A 24,268-nucleotide genomic window follows, 5' to 3' on the forward strand; every position below is an offset into this window, starting at 1 on the left:
AATATATAATTATTATTCCGTATGAGAATGCTCCAGAATCTCAAATGTATTCTTCTCAAAGCTGATAAGTCCGTCAGCACGCATGCGCGCCAGCTCCCTGGTCAAAGCACTGCGGTCGGCATCCAGATAATTAGCCAAATCAGTACGGTTAAAAGGAATAGTAAATTTATCACTGCCATTGTACCTTGCTTCCTGCTCAAGATACGCCATAATCTTACCGCGCAAGGTCTTTTTGCAAAGAATTTCCGTTTTCTCAATCAGGCGTGTATTATTGTCTGCCAGAATCGAAACGATATTGCACATCAGACGTCTGTTGGTTTCATTGTGATTGCTGCCGTCAAACAGCATTCTTCCCAAAGGAAGCATCAGAATCTCGCTGTCACTTGCCGCAAAATAGCTTACCACACTGTGGTCACTCAGCTTACCCAGGTAGTTTTCCGCAAAAACGTCACCTGCGCTCAAATTGGCAATAATTGATTTTTCACCCCAGATATCCTCTTTGATCATCTGAACAGTACCTTCCATGACAACGCATAAATTTTCGATGCAGTCACCTGCCAGATAAATATAGTCGGATTTAGGAAAATGCTTAATCAGTCCATGAAACTTATGCAGAACCTCGTTAATCTCTTCTCTGCCCAAGCCTTTAAACAACGGTATATCATGATAATTCGGTGCAAACATTTTTACTGCCATATTATCACCAGCCTTCTATTTCATATTAGTTATTCCACATCCTTATTATCCCAAATTAAAATACATATGTAAATATTATGTAACTAAAGTAAACGTTTAGTAATTTTGTTGCTCACGCAACATTTTTCCTGATTTTCAAAACTGCGAAAAAGTCCCTAAAACTGCGCTTTTATGCGATATCCGGCTTCACTTACAAAACTTACAAAATTATTCTTTTCTGAGATGTTTTGTAAATAAAGAAAGCGCTTGCAAACTGTTAAAACGTTGCTATGGCAACGCCCACAAATTGTCGCACAATTTATAATATAACCATAATAACCTTAAGACATTTGCTGGGACGTTGTTCCTTATACCAATTGCTTTACCGGTACATTTTGAGGGAAGTGTACCGGGATTTTTTTGCATTATAAGCATCAGCCGGTATATGAGGATTTGCCCACTGTATAGACAAGAAAGCGCGGACTGTCCACCAGCCTGCGCTTTTTATATCTGACTAATCTATAAATGTTATCTTTAACCGAACATAGCCGCAATCGCCTGCTCCAATGTTTTGACACGCACAATCTGTGCCTTGACAGATGGCAGCTGCAGCTTGCTGTCCGGTACAATGAATTTGCTGAAGCCCAGATTAATGCCATCCATAATCCTGCGCTCGGGCGCGCTGACGCGGCGCACCTCGCCTGTAAGACCAACCTCGCCAAAGACGAGGATACCCTTAGGCAGAGGCCTGTTGCGATAGCTGGAAACAAGCGCTGCCGCCACCGCCAAATCTGCCGCCGGCTCATTAACCTTCATGCCACCAACTACGTTGACATAAGCATCATAAATGCCAAAGTCCAAGCCAAAACGTTTTTCCAGAATCGCCAGCAGCATATTCACCCTGTTATAATCAAAGCCTACTGCCGTACGTCTTGGCATGCCGTAGGGGGTTTTAGCTACCAGCGCCTGGATTTCTGCCATAATCGGCCTGTTTCCTTCCATGCAGGCACCGATAACGCTGCCTGCAGCCTCACCATCTCTGTCCTCCAAAAACAGACCTGCAGGATTTGCTACCTCCTGCAGACCGCCTGCCTCCATAGAGAAAATGCCGCTTTCGCTCGTACTGCCGAAGCGGTTTTTTAATGCACGCAGAACACGGAAGGAATAGGAACGGTCACCCTCAAACTGCAGCACCACGTCCACCATATGCTCCAATAGTCGCGGTCCGGCGATAGTGCCGTCTTTGGTAACGTGACCAATCAGCAGCACCGCAATGCCCGTACTTTTGGCAAACTGCAGCAGCTTAGCCGTACACTCACGCACCTGCCCCACACTGCCGGCAGCAGTCTGCAGTTCCGGGTTATACATAGTCTGAATACTGTCGATAATCAGAAGCTGCGGCTTTAGGGCATTCGCCTGTGCTAAAATAGCATCCAGATCCGTTGCCGTAAGAATCAACAGGTTATCATTGGCCTGCGCTCCGCCCAAGCGGACAGCACGCATTGCAGTCTGCTCCTCCGATTCCTCGCCGCTGACATACAGCACTTTGATTCCCTGCTGCCCGAAGCGCAGGCCTGCGTCCAGCAAAATCGTAGATTTGCCGATGCCCGGCGTGCCTCCCAGCAGCACAAGACTGCCTTGAACGACACCGCCGCCCAGCACACGGTCAAATTCACGGATGCCTGTTGCCAGACGTTCTACCTTTGTTTGGGCAACACTGGCGATAGTACGCGGCCGCAGCTTTTCGTTATTAGCCGGCAAATAGCTTTTACTTGCCTTGGCAGTTACCTCTGCCTCCTCCACCAGCGTGTTCCAGCCGCCGCATTCCGGGCAGCGTCCCAGCCACGAGGAAGCAACATAACCGCATTCCTGGCAGACAAATCTGCTCTTAGTTCTGGCCATGCTGCGGCTCCTTTCCGCTGCTTACAGCAGCAGTCTGTTCATCTGTCACCGGCAGCTCCAGCAAAAACTGTGCTCCCTCAATCGCCATATGAAAATCCATTTTTTTATCTGCAGCCTCGGCAATAATCTTGTCACCGCTGTGGAATTTTCCTGCTAGGAACAAATCACTCAATGGATCCTCCACCAGCTTGCGCAAAGCGCGGCGCAGCGGACGCGCACCATACTTGCTGTCACTGCCTTCCTTCAGCAGCAGCTCTCGTGCCGGAGCAGTCAGCTCGATGCTGAGACCGTTGCCTGTCAGACGCTGGTTCAGCTCACGCAGCATATTGTCGGCAATCAGCTCCAGCTCCTGTCTGCCCAAGGAATTAAAGACAAGGATTTCGTCTACACGGTTCAAAAATTCCGGACGGAACACGTTCTTGATTTCAGCAAGCACCTGCTCCTTGCGGTTCTTGCGCTCGCCTGCCTCGTTGCCGGCAAAGCCCAGCGGTCTGGTGTTAGCCAGCTGCTGTGCGCCGGCGTTGCTTGTCATAATCAGCACGGCATTACGGAAGTCTACCGTGCGTCCCTGACCGTCGGTCAGACGGCCATCCTCCATAATCTGCAGCAGCAGATTAAACACATCCGGATGTGCCTTTTCGATTTCATCCAAAAGCACTACACAGTAAGGCTTACGGCGTACCGCATCCGTCAGCTGTCCGCCCTCGTCATAGCCTACATAGCCCGGAGGTGCGCCAATCAGGCGTGCTGTGGTGTGCTTTTCCATGTATTCCGACATATCGAAGCGCAGCATAGCACGTTCATCGCCAAACAGCTCCTGTGCCAATGCCTTCGCCAGCTCAGTTTTGCCTACACCGGTAGGACCGAGGAACAGGAAGGAACCGACAGGTCTGTTTTTGTCCTTAAAGCCTGCGCGGGCACGGCGAACAGCTCTGCTTACTGAGCTCACAGCCTCATCCTGACCGATAACACGCTTGTGCAGACGCTGCTCCAGCTGCAGCAGACGGCTGCTTTCTGTTTCGGTCAAACGTGTCAGCGGAATACCGGTCCAGGAAGCAACAACCTCAGCCACATCCTCCGCAGTTACAGGCTGCTTCATGGCCACCTCATCCAAGGCTGCCGCCAGCTGCGTCTGCAGCTCGGCCTCGTTATCACGCAGCTCCGCTGCCTTTTCGTAATCCTGCTGCTCTACAGCATCTTCCTTTTCCATCTGCAGATATTCCAGCTGCTCCTGCAGCTCTCTTGCGGGCGCAGATTTTTTATACAGCTTGATACGCAGACGAGCACAGGCCTCGTCCATCAGGTCAATAGCCTTATCAGGCAGATTTCTGTCCGTAATGTAGCGGTCACTCAGCTCCACCGCAGCCTTGACAGCCTCCGGCTGAATCTGCAGCTTGTGGAATTCCTCATAACGCTTGCGCAGTCCCAACAGCATCGCTTCGCTGATTTCCGCACTCGGTACATCAACAAGCACTGGTTGGAAGCGTCTTTCCAGCGCCGCATCCTTTTCGATATGCTTGCGGTATTCATCAACAGTTGTTGCGCCGATAACCTGCAGCTCTCCACGCGCCAGCGCCGGTTTGATAATATTGGCAGCATCTATACTGCCCTCGGCACTGCCTGCACCGATAATGGTATGCAGCTCGTCGATAAAGAGAATAATCCGCTTATCGTCACGCACCAGCTTTAGTATTTCCTTCATGCGGTCTTCAAATTCACCGCGATATTTTGCACCTGCCACCAGCATTCCCAGCTCCAGCGAAAAAATAATTTTCCGTTGCAGAAACTCAGGCACGTCACCCTTGATAATCTTTTGCGCCAGGCCTTCGGCAATAGCGGTTTTACCCACACCGGCCTCGCCGATAATTACCGGGTTATTTTTTGTTCTGCGGCACAAAATCTGGATAAGGCGTTCAACCTCCTTATCACGGCCGATAACAGGATCAATTTTACCGCGGCTGGCCTCCAGGTTCAGATTACGTCCGTAGCCTGAAAGTACCTCCAGAACATCAGCCTGTTTTTCTTCTGCCTGACGACGCTGCTGATTTCTGCCCGGCACAGCCTTGCGCTGATCATCCAGTGCCTGCACCAGCTCCTTGACAGCAGCCAGCGTAATCTTAAACTTCTGCAGTACCTGATAGGCAATGCCGTCGCCTGCAGCCAACAGACCTACAAGCAGCTGCTCACTGCCGACATATTCCTGCTCCAGCTCCTGCGCGTTCTCTGCCGCACGCTCCATTACACGCTGCGCGCGTTGGCTGTACTGCGGCAGCTTGGACTGCTTACTGCCCTTGTCCAGCCAGCTCTTCAGCTCTGTTTTCATCTCATCGAGATTATTATGCAATTTGTGCAGCAGCTTTTTGCCGGTACAATCCTGTATCGTCAAAAGGCCCCACAAAATATGCTCCGTACCTATATGCTCGCTGCCACAGTCCAAGGCCTTGGTGGTAGCCAGCTCCAGCACCTTGGCCGCAGCCTCGCTGAAGCCCTCGCGGGTAACCCTTTTCTTGGGCTTGCGTCCTGCGCCCTTCAGCATTTCATCCAAAAAGCGTTTGGCTCCCTCCGGTGTCAGAGGCATATCGCCCATACCCATAGGCAGGTAATCCTTAGCGCAGTCACCGCAAAGCCACTTATCAATCTGCTTATCACCTACCAGGCATACCATGTGCATGATAGCCTGTTTTTTATGACAATTTTCACAAAGCATTTCTTCACCTCCGTCCGGTGCTGTGCAGCAAGCCTACAGCCTGCTGCAATATTTCCTTCTTCTTATCCTCATCGGCGTCGATAATCTGCAGCATATACTGCAGTAAAGCGCCTTCTCTTGCTGTAATCATCTTCTGCTGCAGCAAATGCTGCACCAGCTGCAAGGCTGTAGGCGGCTTGGGTGTTTCTGCCGCAGGCTGCATACGTACAATGCGTACAAAACCGCCGCTGCCGCGCCTTGACTCCACCATAAAGCCACGCTCCGGCGTAAACCGCGTACTGAGCACATAGCTTATCTGCGAAGGAGCGCAGGACAAACGCTCAGCCAGCTCATTGCGCTGCACAAGCACAGTATCCTCATGCTCACGCAGCAATTCACCTATAATAAAGCTTTCAATTGCATCCGCTAAATTTTTCATAGTTACTCACCTTGATTATATATTTGAATATATTATATTTGACTTTTCGACTTTAGGCAAGTGAAAAATCTATGGCAAAAAAAAGCATATAAAAAAAGACTACCGCAACCATACTCAGTCACGGCAATCTTTAACATTAAATTGATTAACCCTTAATAGTCTTCAGCATCTGCAAAGCCTGCACGATATCCTGCATAGTGAAATTCTCCAGAGAGGTTGTCTGGGTTTCTTTCTTGGCTTTTTCTTCACCGAATACTATATCATCAATACCACAATTAAAAATATTCGTCATCTTAACCAGATTTTCCAAAGTCAGGCCTGCACGTCCGCTTTCGATATTACTCATATGGGTTTGCGATACACCTATATTTTTAGCCAGCTCAGTCTGATAAATATTATTTTTCAAACGCAATGTTTTGATACGTAGACCCACAGCCTTATAATCCACTTGCTTTGCCATATTAGCTCATCCCCTAACTATTTGCTGATATAGTGATGCCAGCTACATCCAACTGCTTGTGAAATGACCTTCTACATAACCGCACCCTATATAATATAACACAGCATTCTTTCAGAACCATTTCCTGAAAAGCTACCCCCTCTCCCGGAACCGGCGCTCTATTCGCACTTTAATTGTCCTTTTAACGAATGCTTAAACCAACTTACCTAATTATATAATACACCTCTTTAAGGCATTATGCAATAATAATAATTAATATTTTAAGGCAATTAAGTTGCATCCAAACTTTTCTCCTTCTTATTCTCATTGTTTGAAAACAAAAAGCATCTCTGTTTTATAAATAATTTTCTATGATTCTTTAATTGCAGAAAAAAGCGGCATATTTCACAATAGTTTCGCAAATTCTTTGCCTTTTTGACTTTTTGTAAATTGACAGCACGAAAGCTTTCTTCTACAATTAAATCAAGCAGACCTTGCAAGTCTGTCTGATATCCGTTAAATACGAAAGGAGCTGTAAAAATGGGAAAAGGTCTTTTAGGCGTTATCGCTGCTATTGTCATTGCGGCAGCTATGTTCTTCAGCAGCTATAACGGTCTTGTAAGTATGAATGAAAATGTTACCAGCAAATGGTCGCAGGTGGAAAACCAGCTGCAGCGCCGTAACGATTTAATCCCTAATCTGGTAAATACCGTCAAAGGCTATGCAGCACACGAAACAGAGGTATTCAAGGCTGTATCCGACGCTCGCGCTAAGCTGGGCGGTGCCAAAACCGTAGCAGAAACAACTGCAGCCAACAATGAAATGAACAGTGCTCTGAGCCGTCTGCTGGTTGTTGCCGAAAATTACCCAGATTTAAAGGCCAACACTAACTTCCAGCAACTGCAGGATGAGCTTGCAGGTACCGAAAACCGTATCGCCGTAGCACGTAAGGACTATAATGATGCGGTACAGTCCTACAACGCAAAAATCAAATCTCTGCCTACCTCTTTATACGCCGGTGCCTTCGGCTTTACCGCCAAGGATTACTTCAAGGCAGATTCAGCTGCCCAAAAGGTACCGCAGGTTAAATTTTAAGCAGATAATCCCGCTAGCTGCAAGCTGCTGACGGAGGGATAATAATGAAACGTTTTATAATCTGCCTGCTGCTTATCCTGCAGACCTTCTTTGCCGCTTACGCCGGCGCCGCGCCTGCCATTCCGCCACGACCGGCGGCCGGCAGCGGCATTTACGTACAGGACAACGCCGGTGTCATATCTGAAGAGGATAAACAGCAAATGCTCAGCTTGGGCGCTGAGCTTGACAACAAAACAACAGCACAGCTGGCAGTACTGACAATCAACACTCTTGACGGCGAGCCTATTGAGGATTACGCTCTGGAGGTTCTGCGCCAATGGGGCATTGGCAGCAAGGAGCAGAATAACGGTGCGCTCATTGTCGTCGCCGTCAAGGACAGACGCTCGCGCATTGAAGTAGGCTACGGCCTGGAAGGCTCATTGCCTGACGGTCTTACAGGACGCATCCAGGACCAGTATATGATTCCTTACTTCAAGGACGGTAATTACAGCAAGGGTATTTTGCAGGGCTACAAGGCTGCCGCAGCCAAAATTGCCCAAGGCTATAATACGGAGCTGAGCGGGGCGAAATATCAGGCTCCCGCTCCCCAACCGCAAAAAAATACAGGTTCCATCTTAGATGATTTACTGTTTGCTTTGGGCGTAATCGGTTTTCTTATTGTGGATAATCTTTTACTGGGCGGCTTTTTCACGCGCATATTATTGCTGCTGATTTTCCGCGGCGGTGGTCGCGGCGGCGGAGGCGGCCGAGGCTTCGGCGGCGGCAGCGGCGGTGGCGGCGGTTCGTCCCGCAGCTGGTAAATACTCAAAAAAGCTCACTCTGAACTGCATCACTTTCCGGTGATGCAGTTTTTTGTATGCTCACTTTACAATGAACCGACAATGCAGCCACAATGCAAAAACTCCTGCCAAAGCACAATGCCTAGGCAGGAGTTTTTATCATTTTATATTCTTAAACGAAATTCAGCAGTTATATCATGCCTCTGATTTTCATTGCTTCTTCCAGGCTGCCCAGAGCAACCATGTAAGCGGCAACACGCAGCGTTACATTATACTGCTTTGCCTTTTCATAAACAGCCTTAAAGGCCTTGCGCATCAATGCGTTCTGCTTTTCAATAACCTCTTCCTCCGGCCAGAAGTAACGGTACAGATTCTGTACCCATTCAAAATAGCTTACGGTTACACCGCCGCCATTGGCCAGAATATCAGGAATAACCATCACGCCCTTAGCCTCCAGAATATCGTCAGCCTCCGGCGTAGTCGGTCCGTTTGCACCCTCGCAGATAATGCTTGCCTGTACAGCCGCCGCATTCTCCATAGTCAGCTGCAGTTCAATAGCGCAGGGTGCCAGCACGGTGACCTCCATTGCCAGCAGCTCGGCATTGCTAATTGCTTTACTTCCCGGATAGCCTATTACGCTGCCGGTTTTCTTGACATAGGCATCTACATCATAGCAATCAAAACCATCTTCTTTAAAGATAGCGCCGTAAACATCACTCAAGGCAATAACCTTTACGCCTGCATCACAAAACAGCTTGGCAGTCCAGCTGCCTACATTGCCGAAGCCCTGCACAGCAGCGGTTGCCTCATGCGGCTGAATTCCTTTCAGCTTCAGTGCTTCCAGTGCCGCAACAACAACACCGCGTCCGGTAGCAGCAGTACGTCCCAATGAGCCGCCTACGCTGATTGCCTTGCCTGTAATAAAGCCAGGCTCATATTGACCGGCCAGCTTGCTGTATTCATCCATCATCCATCCCATAATCTGAGCATTAGTATTCATATCAGGTGCCGGGATATCACGTTTTTCACCGATAATCGGTGCAATTTTATCTATATAACCGCGTGTCAGACGCTCAAGCTCTGCTTTCGAAAGCTTAGACGGATCTACAATAATACCGCCCTTGCCGCCACCATACGGCAGGCCTGCCACGGCACATTTACAGGTCATCCAAAAGGCAAGTGTCTTTACCTCATCCATGCTTACATTCTGATGATAGCGTACGCCGCCCTTTGCGGGGCCAAGGATTGTACTATGCTGGCTACGGTAGCCGGTAAATACTTTTGTAGTACCATCATCCATTTTTACAGGAATAGAAACTTCCAAAGTACGTTCGGGAACCGCAATAATAGCTGCTGCGCCTGCATCAAGCTTCATTGTCTCAATCGCTTTATTCAGTGGAATTTGGGCCATTTCAAAAATATTCATAATCAAGCCTCCTTGCTTTCCAAAAGGATATAACCCCATATCCGTACTCTTATTATATCGTGTACACTATTCACTGTCTACAAAATTTTATGTAATTTTTTAATGTTTTAAAGCTTTTTTACTTACAAAACTGCTTTGTTTACAGTAAAAACGCCAGCGAAGCCGCCGGCGTTTTTACTTTAGTCTATTATAGGGAACTCGTCATATACTCTGCCAAAATCAATTCCACCAATAATTTTATTCTTGTACTGCTTGCGAATAGCCCGCTCGCCCTCCTCCATATGCTTGGAGGTTATGCCATAGCGACGCGACAGCCACACCTCTACAAAGGCCGAAAGATTATCGCAGCCTTTGAGCACACTGCCGTCAATTGCATGGAAGCCCGGCTTGTTGTACTTGCTGCCGATTTCTTCAATGCTCGTCTGCACTACTTTGCCGTCAATGCGGACACGATTGGAAAATTCATTTTGCGTATAATACAGAATATCCTCATGCCAGGTATAAGGCAAGAGCGGCAGAATCTTTTCAGCTACCATACGCTCTTCCATGCGCTTAATCAGCTCATCAAGGCCAGGTACACTGCGTTTGACCGGTGAAATAATATCGCGCGTCAGCACCTCCGGCAAATCGTGGAAAAGACCGCAGAGAAAATCACCTACGATACGCTCATCACAGGCTCCCAGCTTAACTGCGCAAAAATAACCCATAATCGCTACCAGCAGCTCATGCCCCATAACAGAGGTTTCGGGAACACGCGGCGATTGCGCCCATCGCTTTTGGAAACGCAGCTGGCCGACAAGATCGATAAACTTGCTGCTCTTGCCCTTCAGCGCCAGCTTCTTTACTGCCGCCAAATCGTAATGATCCTCCAGCTCGTTTTCTATAACAGCCTTGGTATCCTCACTGCCGTAAATACCCTCATTAAAGTGATAAATCAGCTCAAATTCCCATTTGGTTGCCAAATAATGGGCAGCGCGCAAAATCTTTTTTTCCATAGCGCAGTATTGCGGGTCCTCAAAATAGAGCTGCATTTTTTCCATAAAATCTTCCTGAATATCAGGAATTCTTCTACGCAGCTCCTGATAAACCCAGGCATTAAGCTCCTTGCCATAAACACGCATCATTTCATGGAAAATCTGCGGCTTAATATCAGTCAGCACGTTGCGCTGCAAAAACTCAAAAATGCCGCCCTCTATAAGCAGACGCCAGTTGAGCTGCGCACCATGGTCATCCTCCTCATGGCGGGCCAGCACATACATAATCATTATTTTATGTGCCTGCTTATCAAGCTCTGTAAAGCCGCTGGGGCGGATATGCTCATTCCAGCGCTGTATATGCGCTGCATCATACAAAAATTCAATAAAGCTTTTGGTCAGCATTGCTTCATCTCCCTCATAAACACGTCTACTCTTATTTAACAGCAAAAGCAGGCTTTTGGCAAGAACGCCGGTAATTTTATTTTATATCTGCATATATTAAAAGGCAGCCTCCGCCTGTGCGAAAGCTGCCCATCAAATTAACTTAGGCCTTTTTATCCAGCATCTGCTCCAGTGTATGCCAGCCAAGTACGGCGCATTTAACGCGCGCCGGCATGTGGGATACATCCTGCAGCACACCTGCTTCCTCCAGCTCGTCAATTTCTTCCTCGCTGGCGGTCCCTTTAATCATGCGCAGGAAAATATCAGCAAGGCGCAAAGCCTCTTCCTCACTCTTGCCGATAACAAGATCCAGCATCATGTCAGCACTTGCCTGGCTGATTGCACAGCCGCTGCCCTGGAAGGCACCATCAACAACCACGCCTTCGGCAAGTTTCAGCTTCATGGTGATATCATCACCGCAGCTGGGATTATAGCCGCGCATCTCTACGTCTGCATCAGGCAAATCATGCTTATGACCGGGATGCATATTGTGGTCGATTAAAATTTCGTTATAAAAGGCTCTATTATCTGCCATAGCCCATTCTCTCCCTTATTGTAGATAAGCTGTTAATGAAGCGCTCTACATCTGCTGCCGAATTGTAGAAGGCCAGACTTGCACGGGCAGTCGCACCGGTGCAAAGGTGGTCCAGCAACGGCTGAGCGCAATGATTGCCGGCACGTATATTTACGCCGTCAGCATCAAGGATTGCAGCGATATCATGCGGATGCACGCCCTCTACCGTAAAGGTAAGAATACCCTTGTGCTCTTCTGCGGTCTTACCGCCGATAATATGTACACCGGGAATATTCTGCATCGCATCAAATGCTAATTTCGTCAGCGCTGCTTCGCGCGCTTCGATTACCTCAAAGCCGATGCTGTTGATATATTCGATAGCAGCATGCAGTCCGGCAGCACCGGCAGCATTTACCGTGCCTGCTTCAAACTTGTGCGGCAACGGTGCATATTCCTGTCCGTCGCGGCTTACAAAGCTGATCATCTCGCCACCGCTCAGGAACGGAGGCATAGCCTCCAGCAATGCCTTCTTGCCGTACAGTACGCCGATGCCCATAGGTCCGAGCATCTTGTGGCCGCTGAAAGCAAGAAAATCAGCGTCCATTTTCTGCACATCAATCGCCATATGCGGTGCGCTCTGCGCTGCGTCAATAACAGCAACAGCGCCAACCTTATGCGCAGCACTGATAGCTTTGGCAATCGGGTTCAAGCGTCCCAAAACGTTGGAAACCTCTGCCATTGCTACGATTTTAGTTTTTTCGGTTACAGCAGCATCGATAGCCTCATCGCTGATACTGCCGTCAACAGCACATTCAATGTACTTTACTACTGCACCTGTCTGCTGTGCAACCATGCGCCAGGGCAGCATGTTGCTGTGATGCTCCATAATCGTGGTAACGATTTCATCACCGGGCTTAAGGTTAGCCAGACCGTAGCTGTAAGCTACCAGGTTCAGGCTTTCCGTAGTATTGCGGGTGAAAATAATTTCCTGCTCGCTTTTGGCATTGATAAACTTCTGCACAGCAACACGCGCATCTTCATAAATGTCGGTTGCCTGCATTGCCAGGTCATACAAACCACGCAACGGATTAGCATTGTGTTTGAGATAAAAATCACGCTCTGCCTCAATAACGCAGGCAGGCTTTTGTGTGGTAGCAGAGTTGTCCAAATAAGCAACATCGTTAGCTGCCAGCAAAGGGAAATCCTTTTTATAATCAAAGGACAGTAAATCCTTATCATTCACCATCTGCCATCACTCCTTCCAGATAACGCTGTACTAATTGCACAGTATCCTCGTCATCAATCTTGCGGCACAGGGCATCAATTTTCGCCTTAGCCATCATATCAACTGCCTCCTGCTCGCTGAAACCGCGGCTGCACAGGTAGAATAATAATTCGTCATCAAGCTTGCCGATGCTGGCGCCATGGTTGCCCTGCACGTCCTCCTCACTGCACAGAATCAGAGGAATCGTCTGGTTAACCACGTCATCGCTCAACAGCAATACTGTTTCCTTCTCGTCACCAACAGCGCCGGCGCTGCCGTTTTTGAAATCAATCGTGCCACGATAAATTTTCTTAGCACCTCCCTGCAGCACACCGTCCGCAGTCATTTCGCAGGTAGTCTTTTTGCCGTAGTGGTTGGCAATAAAGTTCATGTCAACAGTCTGTCCATGGCGGCCGTAATAACCGATAGCAGCGTTGAAATCGCTGCCGTCACCGAGAAGCTCGGTGCGTACGCCATTGTAAATTTTATCTGCACCCAACTGGATTTGCAGCAGCTCAAAGGCAGCATTGTCGCCAAGCTCACTGCCAACGTCGTTGATATGCAGGAAATCCTTGCCCAAAAGCTGTACCTGCACCAGCTTAACCTTAGCACCGGCAGCTACGTCTATCTTAGTCTGGATGCTTGCCTGTCCTTTAGCTTGTGCTGTAGAGATATAGGTCATCAGCACAGTAACCTCACTGCCGGGCTTAGCTTCGATTTCAATCTGATTATAGCAGCTTGTATTATCGGCATAACGCAAAGTAACAGCAGCTACACTCTTGCCTGCGTCAGCAACAAGACGCAGCTTTTTGCCCTCGCCCAGATTGCTCATTGCTTCACCGACGCCGCCTGCTATTTTGGCAAAATCAGTGCCATGTACTGCGCACTGTGCCTTTTCGCTGCAGCCGCAGCAATTGCTGCCCTTGCTTTTATTCAGGCAAACGTTGCCCTCCAAAGCTACACGCGGTTCACAACTATCCTGCGGCAGCTCCAAGCCGGCCAGCTTTGTTTCATTCATTTTTAACCTGTTCCAGGTTGGAGCAGGCAACTGATTTATTACTAATTCTTCTATCATGCTGCTCCTCCTTAACCTATACTGCCCTGCATTTCCAGGCGGATAAGGTTGTTCATCTCAACAGCGTACTCCAGCGGCAATTCCTTGGAAACATTATCCGCAAAGCCGCTGACAATCATCGCTCTTGCTTCTTCCTCGCTGATACCGCGGCTCATCAGGTAGAATACCGCATCGTCGCTGATACGGCCGATTTTTGCCTCATGTCCGATATCCGCGTCGGCAGTTCGCACATCAATAGCGGGAATGGTATCGGAACGAGAAATATTATCCAGCATCAGGCTTTGGCAGGAAACAGAAGATTTGGCCTGCTTAGCCTTATTGGTAACAACTACGCTGCTGCGGAAAGTGCTGATGCCGCCACTCTTGGAAATAGAGCGTGTGTTGACAATGCTGGTAGTTTTCGGTGCATTGTGTACAACCTTGCAGCCTGTATCCAGATTCTGGCTGTGACCGGCAAAGGTTACGCCCGTAAATTCACTGTGCGCGCCGGTGCCGTTCAAAATACTCATCGGATAAAGATAGGAAACGTGGGAACCGAAGGAGCCGGAAACCCATTCAATAGTACCGCCCTCTTCAACCAAGGCACGCTTGGTATTAAGGTTATACATATTCTTCGACCAGTTTTCAATCGTAGAATAACGCAGCTTAGCATTTTTACCAATAAACAGCTCAACACAGCCTGCATGCAGGTTAGCAACATTATATTTCGGCGCGCTGCAGCCTTCGATAAAGTGCAGGTCTGCGCCCTCATCAACAATAATCAGCGTATGTTCGAACTGGCCTGCGCCCTTTGCGTTTAAGCGGAAATAGGATTGCAGCGGAATCGCCACGCTTACTCCCTTCGGTACATAAACAAAGGAACCTCCGGACCACACTGCGCCATGCAATGCGGCAAATTTATGGTCGGTAGGAGGCACCAGCTTCATAAAATGCTCATGCACCATCTCCGCATACGGTCCGTTCAAGGCGCTTTCCATATCAGTATAAATAACGCCCTGCTCTTCTACCTCTTTACGCACATTATGATAGACAACCTCGGAATCATATTGTGCGCCTACACCGGCCAGACTGCTCTGCTCTGCCTGAGGAATACCCAAACGATCAAAGGTGTCCTTAATATCTTCGGGAACATCCTCCCATTTACCTTGCATGTTCGTGTTAGGACGTACATAGGTAACGATGTTATCCATATTCAGACCGTCAATCGAAGGGCCCCAGTTCGGCACCTGCAGCTTATTATAAATATCCAGGGATTTAAGACGGAATTCCAACATCCATTCCGGATCATGCTTTTCACGGGAAATTTTTTCAACAATCTCACGTGTCAGGCCTTCCTGAATGCGGTAAGCGTCCTTATCCTCGTTACGGAAGTCGTAAAGACTTCTGTCTATATCATCAACATAGGTTTTTTCTTCCATATTTTCCCCACCAGTTATTCCTTATTCTGCAAAAACTTTTCAAAGCCATTTTTGCTGACTTCATCAACCAGCTCCGGACCTGCATTTTTGATAATCTGTCCCTGAGCCAGAATATGAGTGTGGTCAACATGCAGTGCATCCAGAATTTTAGTATTATGAGTAATAATCAGCAATGCTCCCTGACGATGCTCCTGGAAGGTTTTAATGCCCTGAGAAACAATCTTCACTGCGTCAACGTCCAGACCGCTGTCCGTTTCGTCCAGAATTGCCAGCTTAGGATTCAGCATCAAAAGCTGCAGAATTTCTGCCTTCTTCTTTTCGCCGCCACTGAAGCCGGTGTTAAGATCACGCTCGGCATATTTGCTGTCCATCTGCAGCAAAGCCATAGCCTGACGCAGCTCCTTACGGAAATCCCAAGCCTTGATGCGTACACCGCGCTGCTGCTCCAAAGCAGTTTTCAAAAAGCTGCTCAGGCTGATGCCGGGAACCTCCAGCGGATTCTGGAAGGAAAGGAACAGACCTGCCTTAGCGCGTTTATCTACGGCAAGTTTGGTAATGTCTTCGCCAGCAAAATTAATGCTGCCGCCTTTTACAGTATATTTAGGATTACCCATCAGCGCATAACCCAAGGTGGATTTGCCTGCACCGTTAGGTCCCATAAGCACATGAGTTTCACCCGGCTTAATATCAAGATTAATATTGTGCAGAATCTCTTTGTCCTCTACATTGACTACGAGATTTCTTACCTCTAATAAATTCTCTGCCATATTTATCCTCCAATCGAAGCAATCCGGAAGAACTGCTTCTCAAAATTTTAATTCCCACATTTCTAGTATGAATTCCATACCCTATTATAAAATTATTTTTCGCACTATGCAAGCGCTTGACGCAAATATACACCTACAATTTGCAAATATTTTGCAATACAGTGCGATAAAAATGCCTTTTAACAGCATTCTTCTTATTATATAATATTTTCAGGAAAATTTATAGTGAGGCGAGAAAATTTATGGTCAAAACAGCAAAATTCACTGTCTATGAAAAATTTTTCCAGAAACAGCGCAGAAAAATACCAATCAAAACGCAGCAGCCAAAATTCGTTTAAATCGATTGCTAAGCTCAAGCCCTCAGACAAGCTTTGCAAACTTCCCAAAGTAAAACAGGATGCGCAAGCATATGCCTCAGCTTCGCATCCTGTTATTGATTATAATAAAAATATACGCAACTAATGTCTGTTGATTGGAAGACAGCAAGTTAGGCACATAACGAAAAAAAGCACTCCATTTGCATGAAGTGCTGAATTTACGTGGTGGGCGCTAACGGGATCGAACCGCTGACATTCTGCTTGTAAGGCAGACGCTCTCCCAGCTGAGCTAAGCGCCCGTATTTGGTGACCGGTGGGGGAATCGAACCCCCGATACCGCCGTGAAAGGGCGGTGTCTTAACCGCTTGACCAACCGGCCAGGTGGCTCCCCGAGTAGGACTCGAACCTACGACGCCCTGATTAACAGTCAGGTGTTCTACCGGCTGAACTATCGGGGAATATTTTGTGATGTTTTGTGTCGCTCAACATCACGAGTGTTATTATACTAAGTCCACACGCATTTGTCAACACTTTTTTTGAACTTTTTTATGATTTTTTCAGAAAAAGTTTCCCAAAGTCGTCGAGCCTCTTTGCTTAAGCAGAAAAAAACGCTCAACCATACGTGTTTCAGGCTTTTACCTTAACTACGATTTTTTGTACGTTACTTGCGATTTTTTCTACAGAACAATTAGGTCTGTGCAATTCCCACGGGAAAAAAATTGCAAAATCACCGGAATTTAATACTGCGCAGTTTTTCTCCTGCGGGTCGGCGTAAAAAATTACGTCTTCTTTTTCTGCTTTATTTTCAGTTTCCACGCAAGCATCAGTCAGCGGTGTATACCAAATTGCTTCCTCACCGCGAGCAACAAACTGTACATCAATATAATCGTTGTGCTTTTCCGGACGACGTTCAGCCTTGGGCTCGGTATCATATGTATTGACGCGGGCAAAAACATTGCGTCCGTCAATTTCATATTCTCCGTTTTCTACCTTGCTGAAATCAGTAGCAGCAACGTAAGCCAGTGCTTTTTGCAAACGCTCGCTTACATACGGCAGCAGCTTTTCAATATCTTTTTTATTTCCTTGCAGCATAATTATTTTCCTCCTCTATCGTTGACGAAAGCATTGTTGATTGTTATAATATATGTAGGTTGGTCTGACGAGTGGTTCCGTCAGCTCTTCCCATAAAAATTGTTTTATTGAAGAAAAGGCTGGCGGTCATATGTCGGTCTTTTTCTTTTCTGTAATGTTACTTACAAGCCAAGATAATGGTCGCAACAAGAATGCCGAAAGCAATCATAAGACTTAAGGCTTCGTACACCCGCATAGCTCCCACCTCCCTTGAGGGGCAGCCGACGTTCGTCAGACCATTATCATTATACCAAAACTAAACTAATAAAGCGAGGTTTTTATGAGCTACTTAAATGTCACCAATGTTTCCCACTCCTTTGGCGGCCGCCAAATTTTAGAAAACGTTTCCTTTAAGCTTCTGCGCGGTGAGCACGTCGGTCTTGTCGGCGCTAACGGCGAAGGCAAATCCACCTTTTTGAATATCGTAACCGGTCACGTACTGCCTGACGAAGGCAAGGTTGAATGGCCCGGCAAGGTCACCGTCGGTTATCTGGACCAGCAAAGCACCCTGGAAAAGGGAATGAGCATCCGCGAGGTTCTGCGTACTGCTTTCGACGGCATGTATGCTATGGAGCAGCAGATGCTGGAGCTGTACGATAAAATGGGCGATGCTTCTCCCGAAGAGCTTGATAAAATGATGAATACCGTCGGCGAAATCCAGTCTGAGCTGGAGCACAGCGGTTTCTATTCCTTAGACAGCAAAATCGAAGAATTTGCCAACGGCCTCGGTCTTGGCAGCATCGGTTTGGATAAAGACGTAAGCGAGCTTTCCGGCGGTCAGCGCAGCAAGGTTCTGCTTACTAAGCTGCTGCTGCAAAACTCCCAAATTCTGCTGCTGGACGAGCCTACCAACTATCTGGACGTTGAACATATCGAATGGCTTACCAAATTTCTGCAGAACTATGAGCACGCCTTTATTCTGATTTCCCATGACATTCCCTTCCTCAATAAGGTTGTCAATGTTATCTATCATCTGGAAAATTGCGAGCTTACCCGTTACAGCGGTGACTACGACAAATTCCAGGAAATGTACGCCATCTATCAATCACAGAAGGCTGCAGCCTACGAGCGTCAGCAACAGGAGGTTGCTAAGCTGGAGGACTTCATCGCCCGCAATAAGGCACGTGTTGCTACCACCAATATGGCAAAAAGCCGCCAACGCAAGCTGGATAAGATGGAAATGATTGAAAAGCCGCGTGAAAAGCTGAAACCGACCTTCAAATTCACTGAGGCACGCACTCCCAGCCGCTTCATCGTAGAAGCAAAGGATTTAGTGCTCGGTTACGACAGCCCTCTCACCAGACCTGTTACCTTTAATCTTGAACGCGGTCAGAAAATCGCTATCCGCGGTGTCAACGGCTTAGGTAAAACCACCCTGCTGAAAACTATTTTAGGTATCATTCCGCCTGTCAGCGGCAAGGTTGAGCTGGGTGAATTCCTGGAGCCCGGCTATTTTGAGCAGGAGGAACGCGAAAAGAACGAGAATACTGCTCTCGATGATGTTTGGAACGAATATCCCGGCCTGACCAACTACGAGGTGCGTGCTGCACTTGCAGGCTGCGGTCTGACTAACGAGCACATCACCAGTAAGGTTTTCGTTCTCAGCGGCGGTGAGGCTGCCAAGGTACGCCTGTGCAAGCTGATGCTGAAGGATGTCAACTGGCTGGTACTGGACGAACCTACCAACCATCTTGATGTTGACGCAAAAGACGAGCTGAAGCGTGCACTGAAGGAATTCAAGGGCAGCGTTCTGCTTGTTTCCCACGAACCGGAATTCTACGAGGACTGGGTAGATAAGGTTTGGAACATCGAAGACTGGACCACTAAGATTATTTAATATTGTAAGCATAAGATACAAAAGCGTTCTGCCGTAATTTTGCGGCAGAACGCTTTTTACTTGCAGCAGCTTTTTCAGCGTACACGCTTCTTAAAAATCTTGAACAAATCCGGCTTTTCCTCCGACATAAATTCGTACCCCGGCGCCAAAAGTGCAGCACGCTCGCGTGCTGCCTCCAGATCATGGAATACATCCCATTTGGAAGCCACCAGCTGCTTACCGTACTGACGCAGCAAATACGCCGGATGGTAGGTAGCAATGCAATCAAAGCCCTGCTCCGTGCGGAACCACATGCCGCGGTCGCGCGTAATGCGCATATCGGGACGGCCCAGACAATGCAGCGCCACGCTGCCCAAGGCCACGATTACCTTCGGCTGAATAATCTCCAGCTCACGCTGCAGCCACTGCTTGGCGCAAAAATCAGCTTCGGCAATATCCGGAGTACGATTATTTTTCGGTCTGCATTTAATAACGTTCGTGGTGAGTACTCTGTCACGCGTCATCTTAGCTGCCCACAGAGCCTTGTCCAGCAATTGTCCTGACGGACCGATTAACGGACAGCCGTAATCATCCTCGACCTGGCCCGGGCCCTCTCCTACAAATACAATCGGGCTTTCGGGATTACCGTACCAGCTCACGGGCGCAATAGCATCCTGACGTAAGGGGCAGGCTTGACAGTTTGCCAGCTCGCCCTCCAATTCACTTAAATCCATACTCTCATCCTCCACTATTTTAACGTTCTAATATCCCAAGTGAGCTTCATGCTGCGTTACAATAAACGGCAGCTGCTCACACAAGGCTTCACGTGCCTGCCATAGGTTCTCACCCGCAGCCTGAATATTGCCGACAGCCGGCGATACCTTGCGACCGAAGCTGCCAATCGTCAGCATGCGCCCATTTTTATCAAACAAACCTTGCTCCAGCGTCAGATACCAATAGCCCTCCTTCGGAGCCTGATTACCTTCTATTCCGCAGACGAGCATATATTCTGCACCGGCATCCCTGCTGAGCTTCAGCAAATCCTGCGTTGTGTAGGCATCCTTGGGCAGATTGCGTTCCATAATAATATAGCTTGGCAGCATTTTGCGATATTCGTCAAGCACAAAACGCTTGATATCCGTTACATAGGCAAGCTTTTTCAGACTGTCGGAGGTATTTACCCAAACAGCTACCACCGGCTTCTGCGTTATTTTTCTATCCGCAACAGGTTCCAGGCGTCCCATGCTTATCTCTTTGTCACGCTCTTTATAGTATTCGCTGATGCTGTAATCAAAATACATAGCCATAGCATGCTGAAGATTGCTGATTTTATTGGAAAGGCTGTACTTCACCGGCTCGCCGAACTGCTTATAGCCACCGAAAAACGTCTGCAGGCTGCCGGGAACAGGGTCCGCCGTGTTGCTGATACGCAGCAGCTTAATCTTATTACCGTACTGCTCCGCAAAGGCACTGTTGCCAATCGCCGGAGCGCCAAAGGTGATAACAACAAACTTTTCCTTAGGCATTCCCAGGCTCGCTAAGCGCTCGCCCAGCAGCGTCGCTGCCGCTCCGCCAAGACTGTGACCTGTAAGCACAAGGTATGCATCAGGTTCCTCGCTTACGCGCTTGAAAAGTCCCCTAAGCTTGCTGTTCTCATCAACTACGCCGCTGCGCAGCACAGCATCCACATAACTGTTGAAGCCTGCATGCACCGCCGCGCCATCCTTAGGCACAGGCTGCGCTGCCAGCTCCTGCATCTCATTTAAGGTTGTACCGCCGTAATTAACCTTCTTGGTTGCAAGATTAATCTTCCAATCACTCTTGCTGGCGCTGCCGCGGAAGGTTACCAGATATATTTGCTTATTAACTTGCGGAAAATAATTTTTGGCTACAGCATAATTCAGCTCCACCTTGCCATCATTTCCCTGCTGGCTTTCAATCTGCCAGCCATAACTGCGCAGATAATCAAACTCCTGGGAAGTATGCGGTAAATAAACCCCAAGACAGGATGCTGCCGCGATTGTTGTAAAATAACTCTGCATGTAGGCAGAGCTTACCGGATTAGGTGACGCTGCATACGTCATCGTACCAAAGCCGAAAAACAGACATACAATTGTAAGTAAACGCATAAGCTTAAGCATGCTGCACCTCCTTGTAACATACCATTGCTATTATTATAACACAAAATCCCGAACCTCTTGAAGAGATTCGGGATTTTCTATATTTCGGGATACACTCTCAGACGTTTTATTGAATTTTTTCAAACTCGCCGTTGTAACGGGCATTTTCCTTATCATAGGCTGCAGGATCAGCATAGCGGTTAACCTTGCTGTTCAGCGTGCAAGCCTCTTTGATGCAGTCATTAACAGCATTTTTGGTGTTGATGCGCGGGTCATCTTCACTGGCAATAACATAACCTGCTACACGCAGCATGCTGCTGTCATATTCTTTGATACCATAATCATAGCTGAAAAGCTTACCGTCTACAACGGTGCTTTCCTTCAGCGCAACCTTCACAGTGCTGTATTTGCCAACCAGCTTTTCACCGCTTCCAACACCGGCCAGATCAAGCTTCACAACAATCGGCACCCAGTTAGGACGGGTAACCAGGGATACATCTGCAGCAGTCAGTTCCTTATCCGGAGCAGCCTGCTTAATCATCTGTACAGGAAAACGCTTGCCGTAATTTGCCATGAGGAAGGCTTCAAATTCCGTCTTACCTTTCTCAACATCATTTTCAAGATTCTGCGCTTCCAGAACAGCCTCCGGAACCTGATACCACAGCACTACCTTTTTTGCAGGGGCAGCAGCGCAAACGGAACACATTAACAGACAAAGAATACAAAGAAACAGTTTTTTCATGGACCTTTCCTCCTCGCTATATTCATTAACTATATTGTAGCAAGAAAACAGCCAGCTGAAAAGAGTAATTGATAATACCTTCCTGATAAAAAACGAAAAGAGAGCAAGGCTTTTCCCTGCTCTCTCAGCAAATGACAAAATTTCTTACAGTGTTTAAAACACCAGCAAATCTACAGCCATCCAACCGGCAAATAAAATCAATATCGGGTATAAATCCTGCATAACGCTTACCTCCTACGCATATCGCAGACTTAATTCATCTTTGTTATACATAGTATAGCCTCTGAATATTAAATGCAGATTAACCTTAAGGTAAAATCCGGGTAAACAATATTCGGTTCCGTTAAGTGCTTTTATTTGTTAGTCATAACCTGTTATAATTTATAATCCTCTTTCAGCTCTGCAATATGCGCTTCCAAATCCTTGGTATTATTAAAGCCGCAGCAGTATTCAAATACCTGCGTAGCCTGCGGTGCATATTTTTTAACAGCGCCGAAATAAGCCTTCCAATCAATATCACCCTGTCCTACCGGCAGATGTGCGTCACCGTTGCCATCGTTATCGTGAACATGGCAGGCTGCTAAACGCTCACCCAATGCCTTTACTACCGCAGGAATATCCCAGCCGTTGACATGCGCATGTCCTGTATCAAGCAATGCTCCTGCCTGCGGGAAAATATCAAACAGAGCAACATATTCCGGCAAATCAAAGAGCACATTATTTTTAGTACGCAGGCCGACGTTTTCAATAAGCACCTTTACGTCATAACGTTTTCCCAGATTCATAACCTGACGCAGACGGCGGATAACACGTGCCCTCAAAAGCTCCTTGTCACCCTCAATAGCTTCATTTGTATGCACTACAACAAAATCTGCCTTGCATTTTTGCGCATAGGCAAAGGTCTTTTCTATAACACGGGCATAATTTTTCTGCTTAGAATCAGCAAGATTCAGCGCAACACAGGGAGCATGAATCGAAAGTGCACGCTCGCCCCATTCCTCAACCTGCTGTTTCCAATAATAATCCTTGCCAAACTCATAGAAGAATTCAATACCATACTGCTTATCAAGCCTCTTCATTGCATCCTTCGTAAATCCAGGAAAGAGTAAATCACTTACTTCAAATTGCATATAACTTCCTCCCTTCAAGGCTTAGCGTACCTTCGCTAAGTTTTCACCGCTTTCGGCATCAAATAAGCAAACATTTTGCCAATCAAAATTAAAGCCGCGGATATCCTCCATTTGCAGGCCTTGGTCGCTGTCCTGCAGATAAAAGCTTTCACCGGTTACCAATTTAAGTGTAGCAGTTTTCAGGTTGCCTGTATTTTCAACAAAGTCTGCCTTACCATTAATCATAGCACTTTCAAAGCTCGGTGTGCAAGCCTCCGGGCGTAAACCGAAGAGAACCTTGCTGCGGCCGCCAAGCTCCTGCAAGCGCTCATGCGGCAGCTTTAAAGCGCAGTCACCGACAATAATTTTACCGTCTAAAATCTCAGCCTGCAGAATATTCATTGCCGGAGAACCGATAAAGGTTGCCACAAAGGTATTGGCAGGATGATGGTAAATATTTGCCGGAGTATCAATCTGCTGAATCCTGCCCTGATTCATAACAGCAATACGATGCGCTACAGTCATTGCTTCAATCTGGTCATGGGTTACATAAACCATCGTCGGCTTGAACATTTCATGGATTTTTACCAGCTCGGTACGTGCCTTCTGGCGCAGTTTGGCATCCAAGTTAGATAACGGCTCATCCAGCAGGAAGTATGGCGACTGCTTTACTAAAGCACGGCACAGGGCAACACGCTGCTTCTGGCCACCGCTCAATTCATGCGTCTTTTTATTTTCATATCCTTCAAGATGCAGAATTTCCATCGCCATACGCGCACGCTTTTCCATTTCAGCCTGCGGCAGCTTTTGCAGCTGCAGGCCAAAGGTGATGTTGTCCCAAACGCTCAGATGCGGGAACAATGCATAGCTTTGGAAGACCATAGCAATATTGCGCTCACCGGGAGCGATATCATTAACCACGCGGCCGTCCATTTTCAGCTCTCCCTTGGTGATTTCCTCAAAGCCGGCAATCATACGCAGGGTAGTTGTCTTGCCGCAGCCGGAGGGTCCAAGCAGAATCAGACGCTCTCCCTTTCTGATATTCAAGTTTAAATCGTTAATTACGACATTGCTGCCATAAGCCTTTTGTACATGCGAAAATATAATGCTGTAATCGTTTTGTAAGTTATCCATCT

General features: G+C 47.6%; 23 protein-coding genes and 3 tRNA genes. 4 read left to right on the top strand and 22 right to left on the bottom strand.

From position 1 onward, the window contains the following. Positions 1–12: 12 nt before the first annotated feature. The 5 genes from HMPREF9443_RS05465 to HMPREF9443_RS10335 form a co-directional block, all read right to left on the bottom strand. Complete coding sequence (locus tag HMPREF9443_RS05465) at positions 13–696, bottom strand: Crp/Fnr family transcriptional regulator (RefSeq protein WP_009145541.1); 684 nt, start codon at positions 694–696, stop codon at positions 13–15. 513 nt (positions 697–1,209) lie between these two features. Continuing rightward, the gene (radA, locus tag HMPREF9443_RS05470; RefSeq protein ID WP_009145542.1) at positions 1,210–2,577 is read right to left on the bottom strand and encodes a DNA repair protein RadA; all 1,368 of its coding nucleotides are present in this window, start codon (positions 2,575–2,577) and stop codon (positions 1,210–1,212) included. Then, entirely contained in the window at positions 2,564–5,284 is a 2,721-nt protein-coding gene (locus tag HMPREF9443_RS05475; protein ID WP_009145543.1) for an ATP-dependent Clp protease ATP-binding subunit, read from the bottom strand. The genes radA and HMPREF9443_RS05475 overlap by 14 nt, the downstream gene beginning before the upstream one ends. 4 nt (positions 5,285–5,288) lie before the next feature. Further along, complete coding sequence (locus HMPREF9443_RS05480; RefSeq protein WP_009145544.1) at positions 5,289–5,702, bottom strand: CtsR family transcriptional regulator; 414 nt, start codon at positions 5,700–5,702, stop codon at positions 5,289–5,291. Positions 5,703–5,847: 145 nt separating this feature from the next. Continuing rightward, positions 5,848–6,162: a helix-turn-helix domain-containing protein gene (locus HMPREF9443_RS10335; protein WP_009145545.1), complete on the bottom strand. Its 315-nt coding sequence runs from the start codon at positions 6,160–6,162 to the stop codon at positions 5,848–5,850. 519 nt (positions 6,163–6,681) lie between these two features. On the opposite strand from HMPREF9443_RS10335, the gene HMPREF9443_RS05490 reads away from it, so the two are divergent. Next, positions 6,682–7,236 (top strand): LemA family protein, encoded by a 555-nt coding sequence (locus HMPREF9443_RS05490; RefSeq protein WP_009145547.1) that lies wholly within the window; start codon positions 6,682–6,684, stop codon positions 7,234–7,236. Positions 7,237–7,280: 44 nt separating this feature from the next. Further along, positions 7,281–8,036, top strand: coding sequence for a TPM domain-containing protein (locus HMPREF9443_RS05495; RefSeq protein WP_009145548.1), 756 nt, complete (start codon positions 7,281–7,283; stop codon positions 8,034–8,036). Between the two features lie 169 nt (positions 8,037–8,205). Here the strand turns inward: HMPREF9443_RS05495 and HMPREF9443_RS05500 are convergent, their stop codons facing one another. The 7 genes from HMPREF9443_RS05500 to sufC form a co-directional block, all read right to left on the bottom strand. After that, positions 8,206–9,441 (bottom strand): Glu/Leu/Phe/Val family dehydrogenase, encoded by a 1,236-nt coding sequence (locus HMPREF9443_RS05500; protein WP_040565096.1) that lies wholly within the window; start codon positions 9,439–9,441, stop codon positions 8,206–8,208. 179 nt (positions 9,442–9,620) lie between these two features. Continuing rightward, on the bottom strand, positions 9,621–10,820 hold the full coding sequence (locus HMPREF9443_RS05505; protein WP_009145550.1) for an HD domain-containing protein: 1,200 nt from the start codon (positions 10,818–10,820) through the stop codon (positions 9,621–9,623). A 142-nt stretch (positions 10,821–10,962) separates the two neighbouring features. After that, on the bottom strand, positions 10,963–11,394 hold the full coding sequence (gene sufU, locus HMPREF9443_RS05510) for a Fe-S cluster assembly sulfur transfer protein SufU (protein ID WP_009145551.1): 432 nt from the start codon (positions 11,392–11,394) through the stop codon (positions 10,963–10,965). Further along, positions 11,384–12,619 (bottom strand): aminotransferase class V-fold PLP-dependent enzyme, encoded by a 1,236-nt coding sequence (locus HMPREF9443_RS05515; RefSeq protein WP_009145552.1) that lies wholly within the window; start codon positions 12,617–12,619, stop codon positions 11,384–11,386. The genes sufU and HMPREF9443_RS05515 overlap by 11 nt, the downstream gene beginning before the upstream one ends. Then, positions 12,609–13,712: a SufB/SufD family protein gene (locus HMPREF9443_RS05520; RefSeq protein ID WP_009145553.1), complete on the bottom strand. Its 1,104-nt coding sequence runs from the start codon at positions 13,710–13,712 to the stop codon at positions 12,609–12,611. The genes HMPREF9443_RS05515 and HMPREF9443_RS05520 overlap by 11 nt, the downstream gene beginning before the upstream one ends. Before the next feature lie 11 nt (positions 13,713–13,723). Next, positions 13,724–15,130 (bottom strand): Fe-S cluster assembly protein SufB, encoded by a 1,407-nt coding sequence (gene sufB, locus HMPREF9443_RS05525; RefSeq protein WP_009145554.1) that lies wholly within the window; start codon positions 15,128–15,130, stop codon positions 13,724–13,726. Between the two features lie 14 nt (positions 15,131–15,144). Continuing rightward, positions 15,145–15,897: a Fe-S cluster assembly ATPase SufC gene (gene sufC / locus HMPREF9443_RS05530; RefSeq protein ID WP_009145555.1), complete on the bottom strand. Its 753-nt coding sequence runs from the start codon at positions 15,895–15,897 to the stop codon at positions 15,145–15,147. Positions 15,898–16,167: 270 nt separating this feature from the next. On the opposite strand from sufC, the gene HMPREF9443_RS10800 reads away from it, so the two are divergent. Next, entirely contained in the window at positions 16,168–16,359 is a 192-nt protein-coding gene (locus HMPREF9443_RS10800) for a hypothetical protein (protein WP_187363696.1), read from the top strand. Between the two features lie 78 nt (positions 16,360–16,437). Here the strand turns inward: HMPREF9443_RS10800 and HMPREF9443_RS05535 are convergent. From HMPREF9443_RS05535 to HMPREF9443_RS11195, 5 genes are all read right to left on the bottom strand, one after another. Beyond that, a tRNA-Val gene (locus tag HMPREF9443_RS05535) sits at positions 16,438–16,513 on the bottom strand. A 5-nt stretch (positions 16,514–16,518) separates the two neighbouring features. Then, positions 16,519–16,593: transfer RNA gene (locus HMPREF9443_RS05540), tRNA-Glu, on the bottom strand. A 3-nt stretch (positions 16,594–16,596) separates the two neighbouring features. Then, positions 16,597–16,672, bottom strand: a tRNA-Asn gene (locus tag HMPREF9443_RS05545). 169 nt (positions 16,673–16,841) lie between these two features. After that, a complete protein-coding gene (locus HMPREF9443_RS05550) occupies positions 16,842–17,306 on the bottom strand; it encodes a YhcH/YjgK/YiaL family protein (protein ID WP_009145557.1) in 465 nt (154 codons plus the stop codon). Between the two features lie 157 nt (positions 17,307–17,463). After that, entirely contained in the window at positions 17,464–17,541 is a 78-nt protein-coding gene (locus tag HMPREF9443_RS11195) for a putative holin-like toxin (protein WP_222859551.1), read from the bottom strand. 84 nt (positions 17,542–17,625) lie between these two features. Here HMPREF9443_RS11195 and HMPREF9443_RS05555 point away from each other — a divergent pair, with 84 nt between their 5' ends. Then, positions 17,626–19,182: an ABC-F family ATP-binding cassette domain-containing protein gene (locus tag HMPREF9443_RS05555; RefSeq protein WP_009145558.1), complete on the top strand. Its 1,557-nt coding sequence runs from the start codon at positions 17,626–17,628 to the stop codon at positions 19,180–19,182. Between the two features lie 74 nt (positions 19,183–19,256). On the opposite strand, the gene HMPREF9443_RS05560 is transcribed toward HMPREF9443_RS05555, so the two are convergent. From HMPREF9443_RS05560 to HMPREF9443_RS05580, 5 genes are all read right to left on the bottom strand, one after another. Then, on the bottom strand, positions 19,257–19,895 hold the full coding sequence (locus HMPREF9443_RS05560; protein WP_040565097.1) for a uracil-DNA glycosylase: 639 nt from the start codon (positions 19,893–19,895) through the stop codon (positions 19,257–19,259). A gap of 27 nt (positions 19,896–19,922) precedes the next feature. Next, the gene (locus HMPREF9443_RS05565; protein WP_009145560.1) at positions 19,923–21,302 is read right to left on the bottom strand and encodes a lipase family protein; all 1,380 of its coding nucleotides are present in this window, start codon (positions 21,300–21,302) and stop codon (positions 19,923–19,925) included. 106 nt (positions 21,303–21,408) lie between these two features. Continuing rightward, positions 21,409–22,023, bottom strand: coding sequence for a hypothetical protein (locus HMPREF9443_RS05570; RefSeq protein WP_040565098.1), 615 nt, complete (start codon positions 22,021–22,023; stop codon positions 21,409–21,411). A 374-nt stretch (positions 22,024–22,397) separates the two neighbouring features. After that, complete coding sequence (locus HMPREF9443_RS05575; RefSeq protein ID WP_009145562.1) at positions 22,398–23,153, bottom strand: sugar phosphate isomerase/epimerase family protein; 756 nt, start codon at positions 23,151–23,153, stop codon at positions 22,398–22,400. Between the two features lie 21 nt (positions 23,154–23,174). Next, entirely contained in the window at positions 23,175–24,266 is a 1,092-nt protein-coding gene (locus tag HMPREF9443_RS05580) for an ABC transporter ATP-binding protein (protein WP_009145563.1), read from the bottom strand. Positions 24,267–24,268 lie beyond the last annotated feature (2 nt).

The sequence above is a fragment of the Phascolarctobacterium succinatutens YIT 12067 genome (assembly GCF_000188175.1).
In the GTDB taxonomy this organism is placed as follows: Bacteria; Bacillota; Negativicutes; order Acidaminococcales; family Acidaminococcaceae; genus Phascolarctobacterium_A; species Phascolarctobacterium_A succinatutens.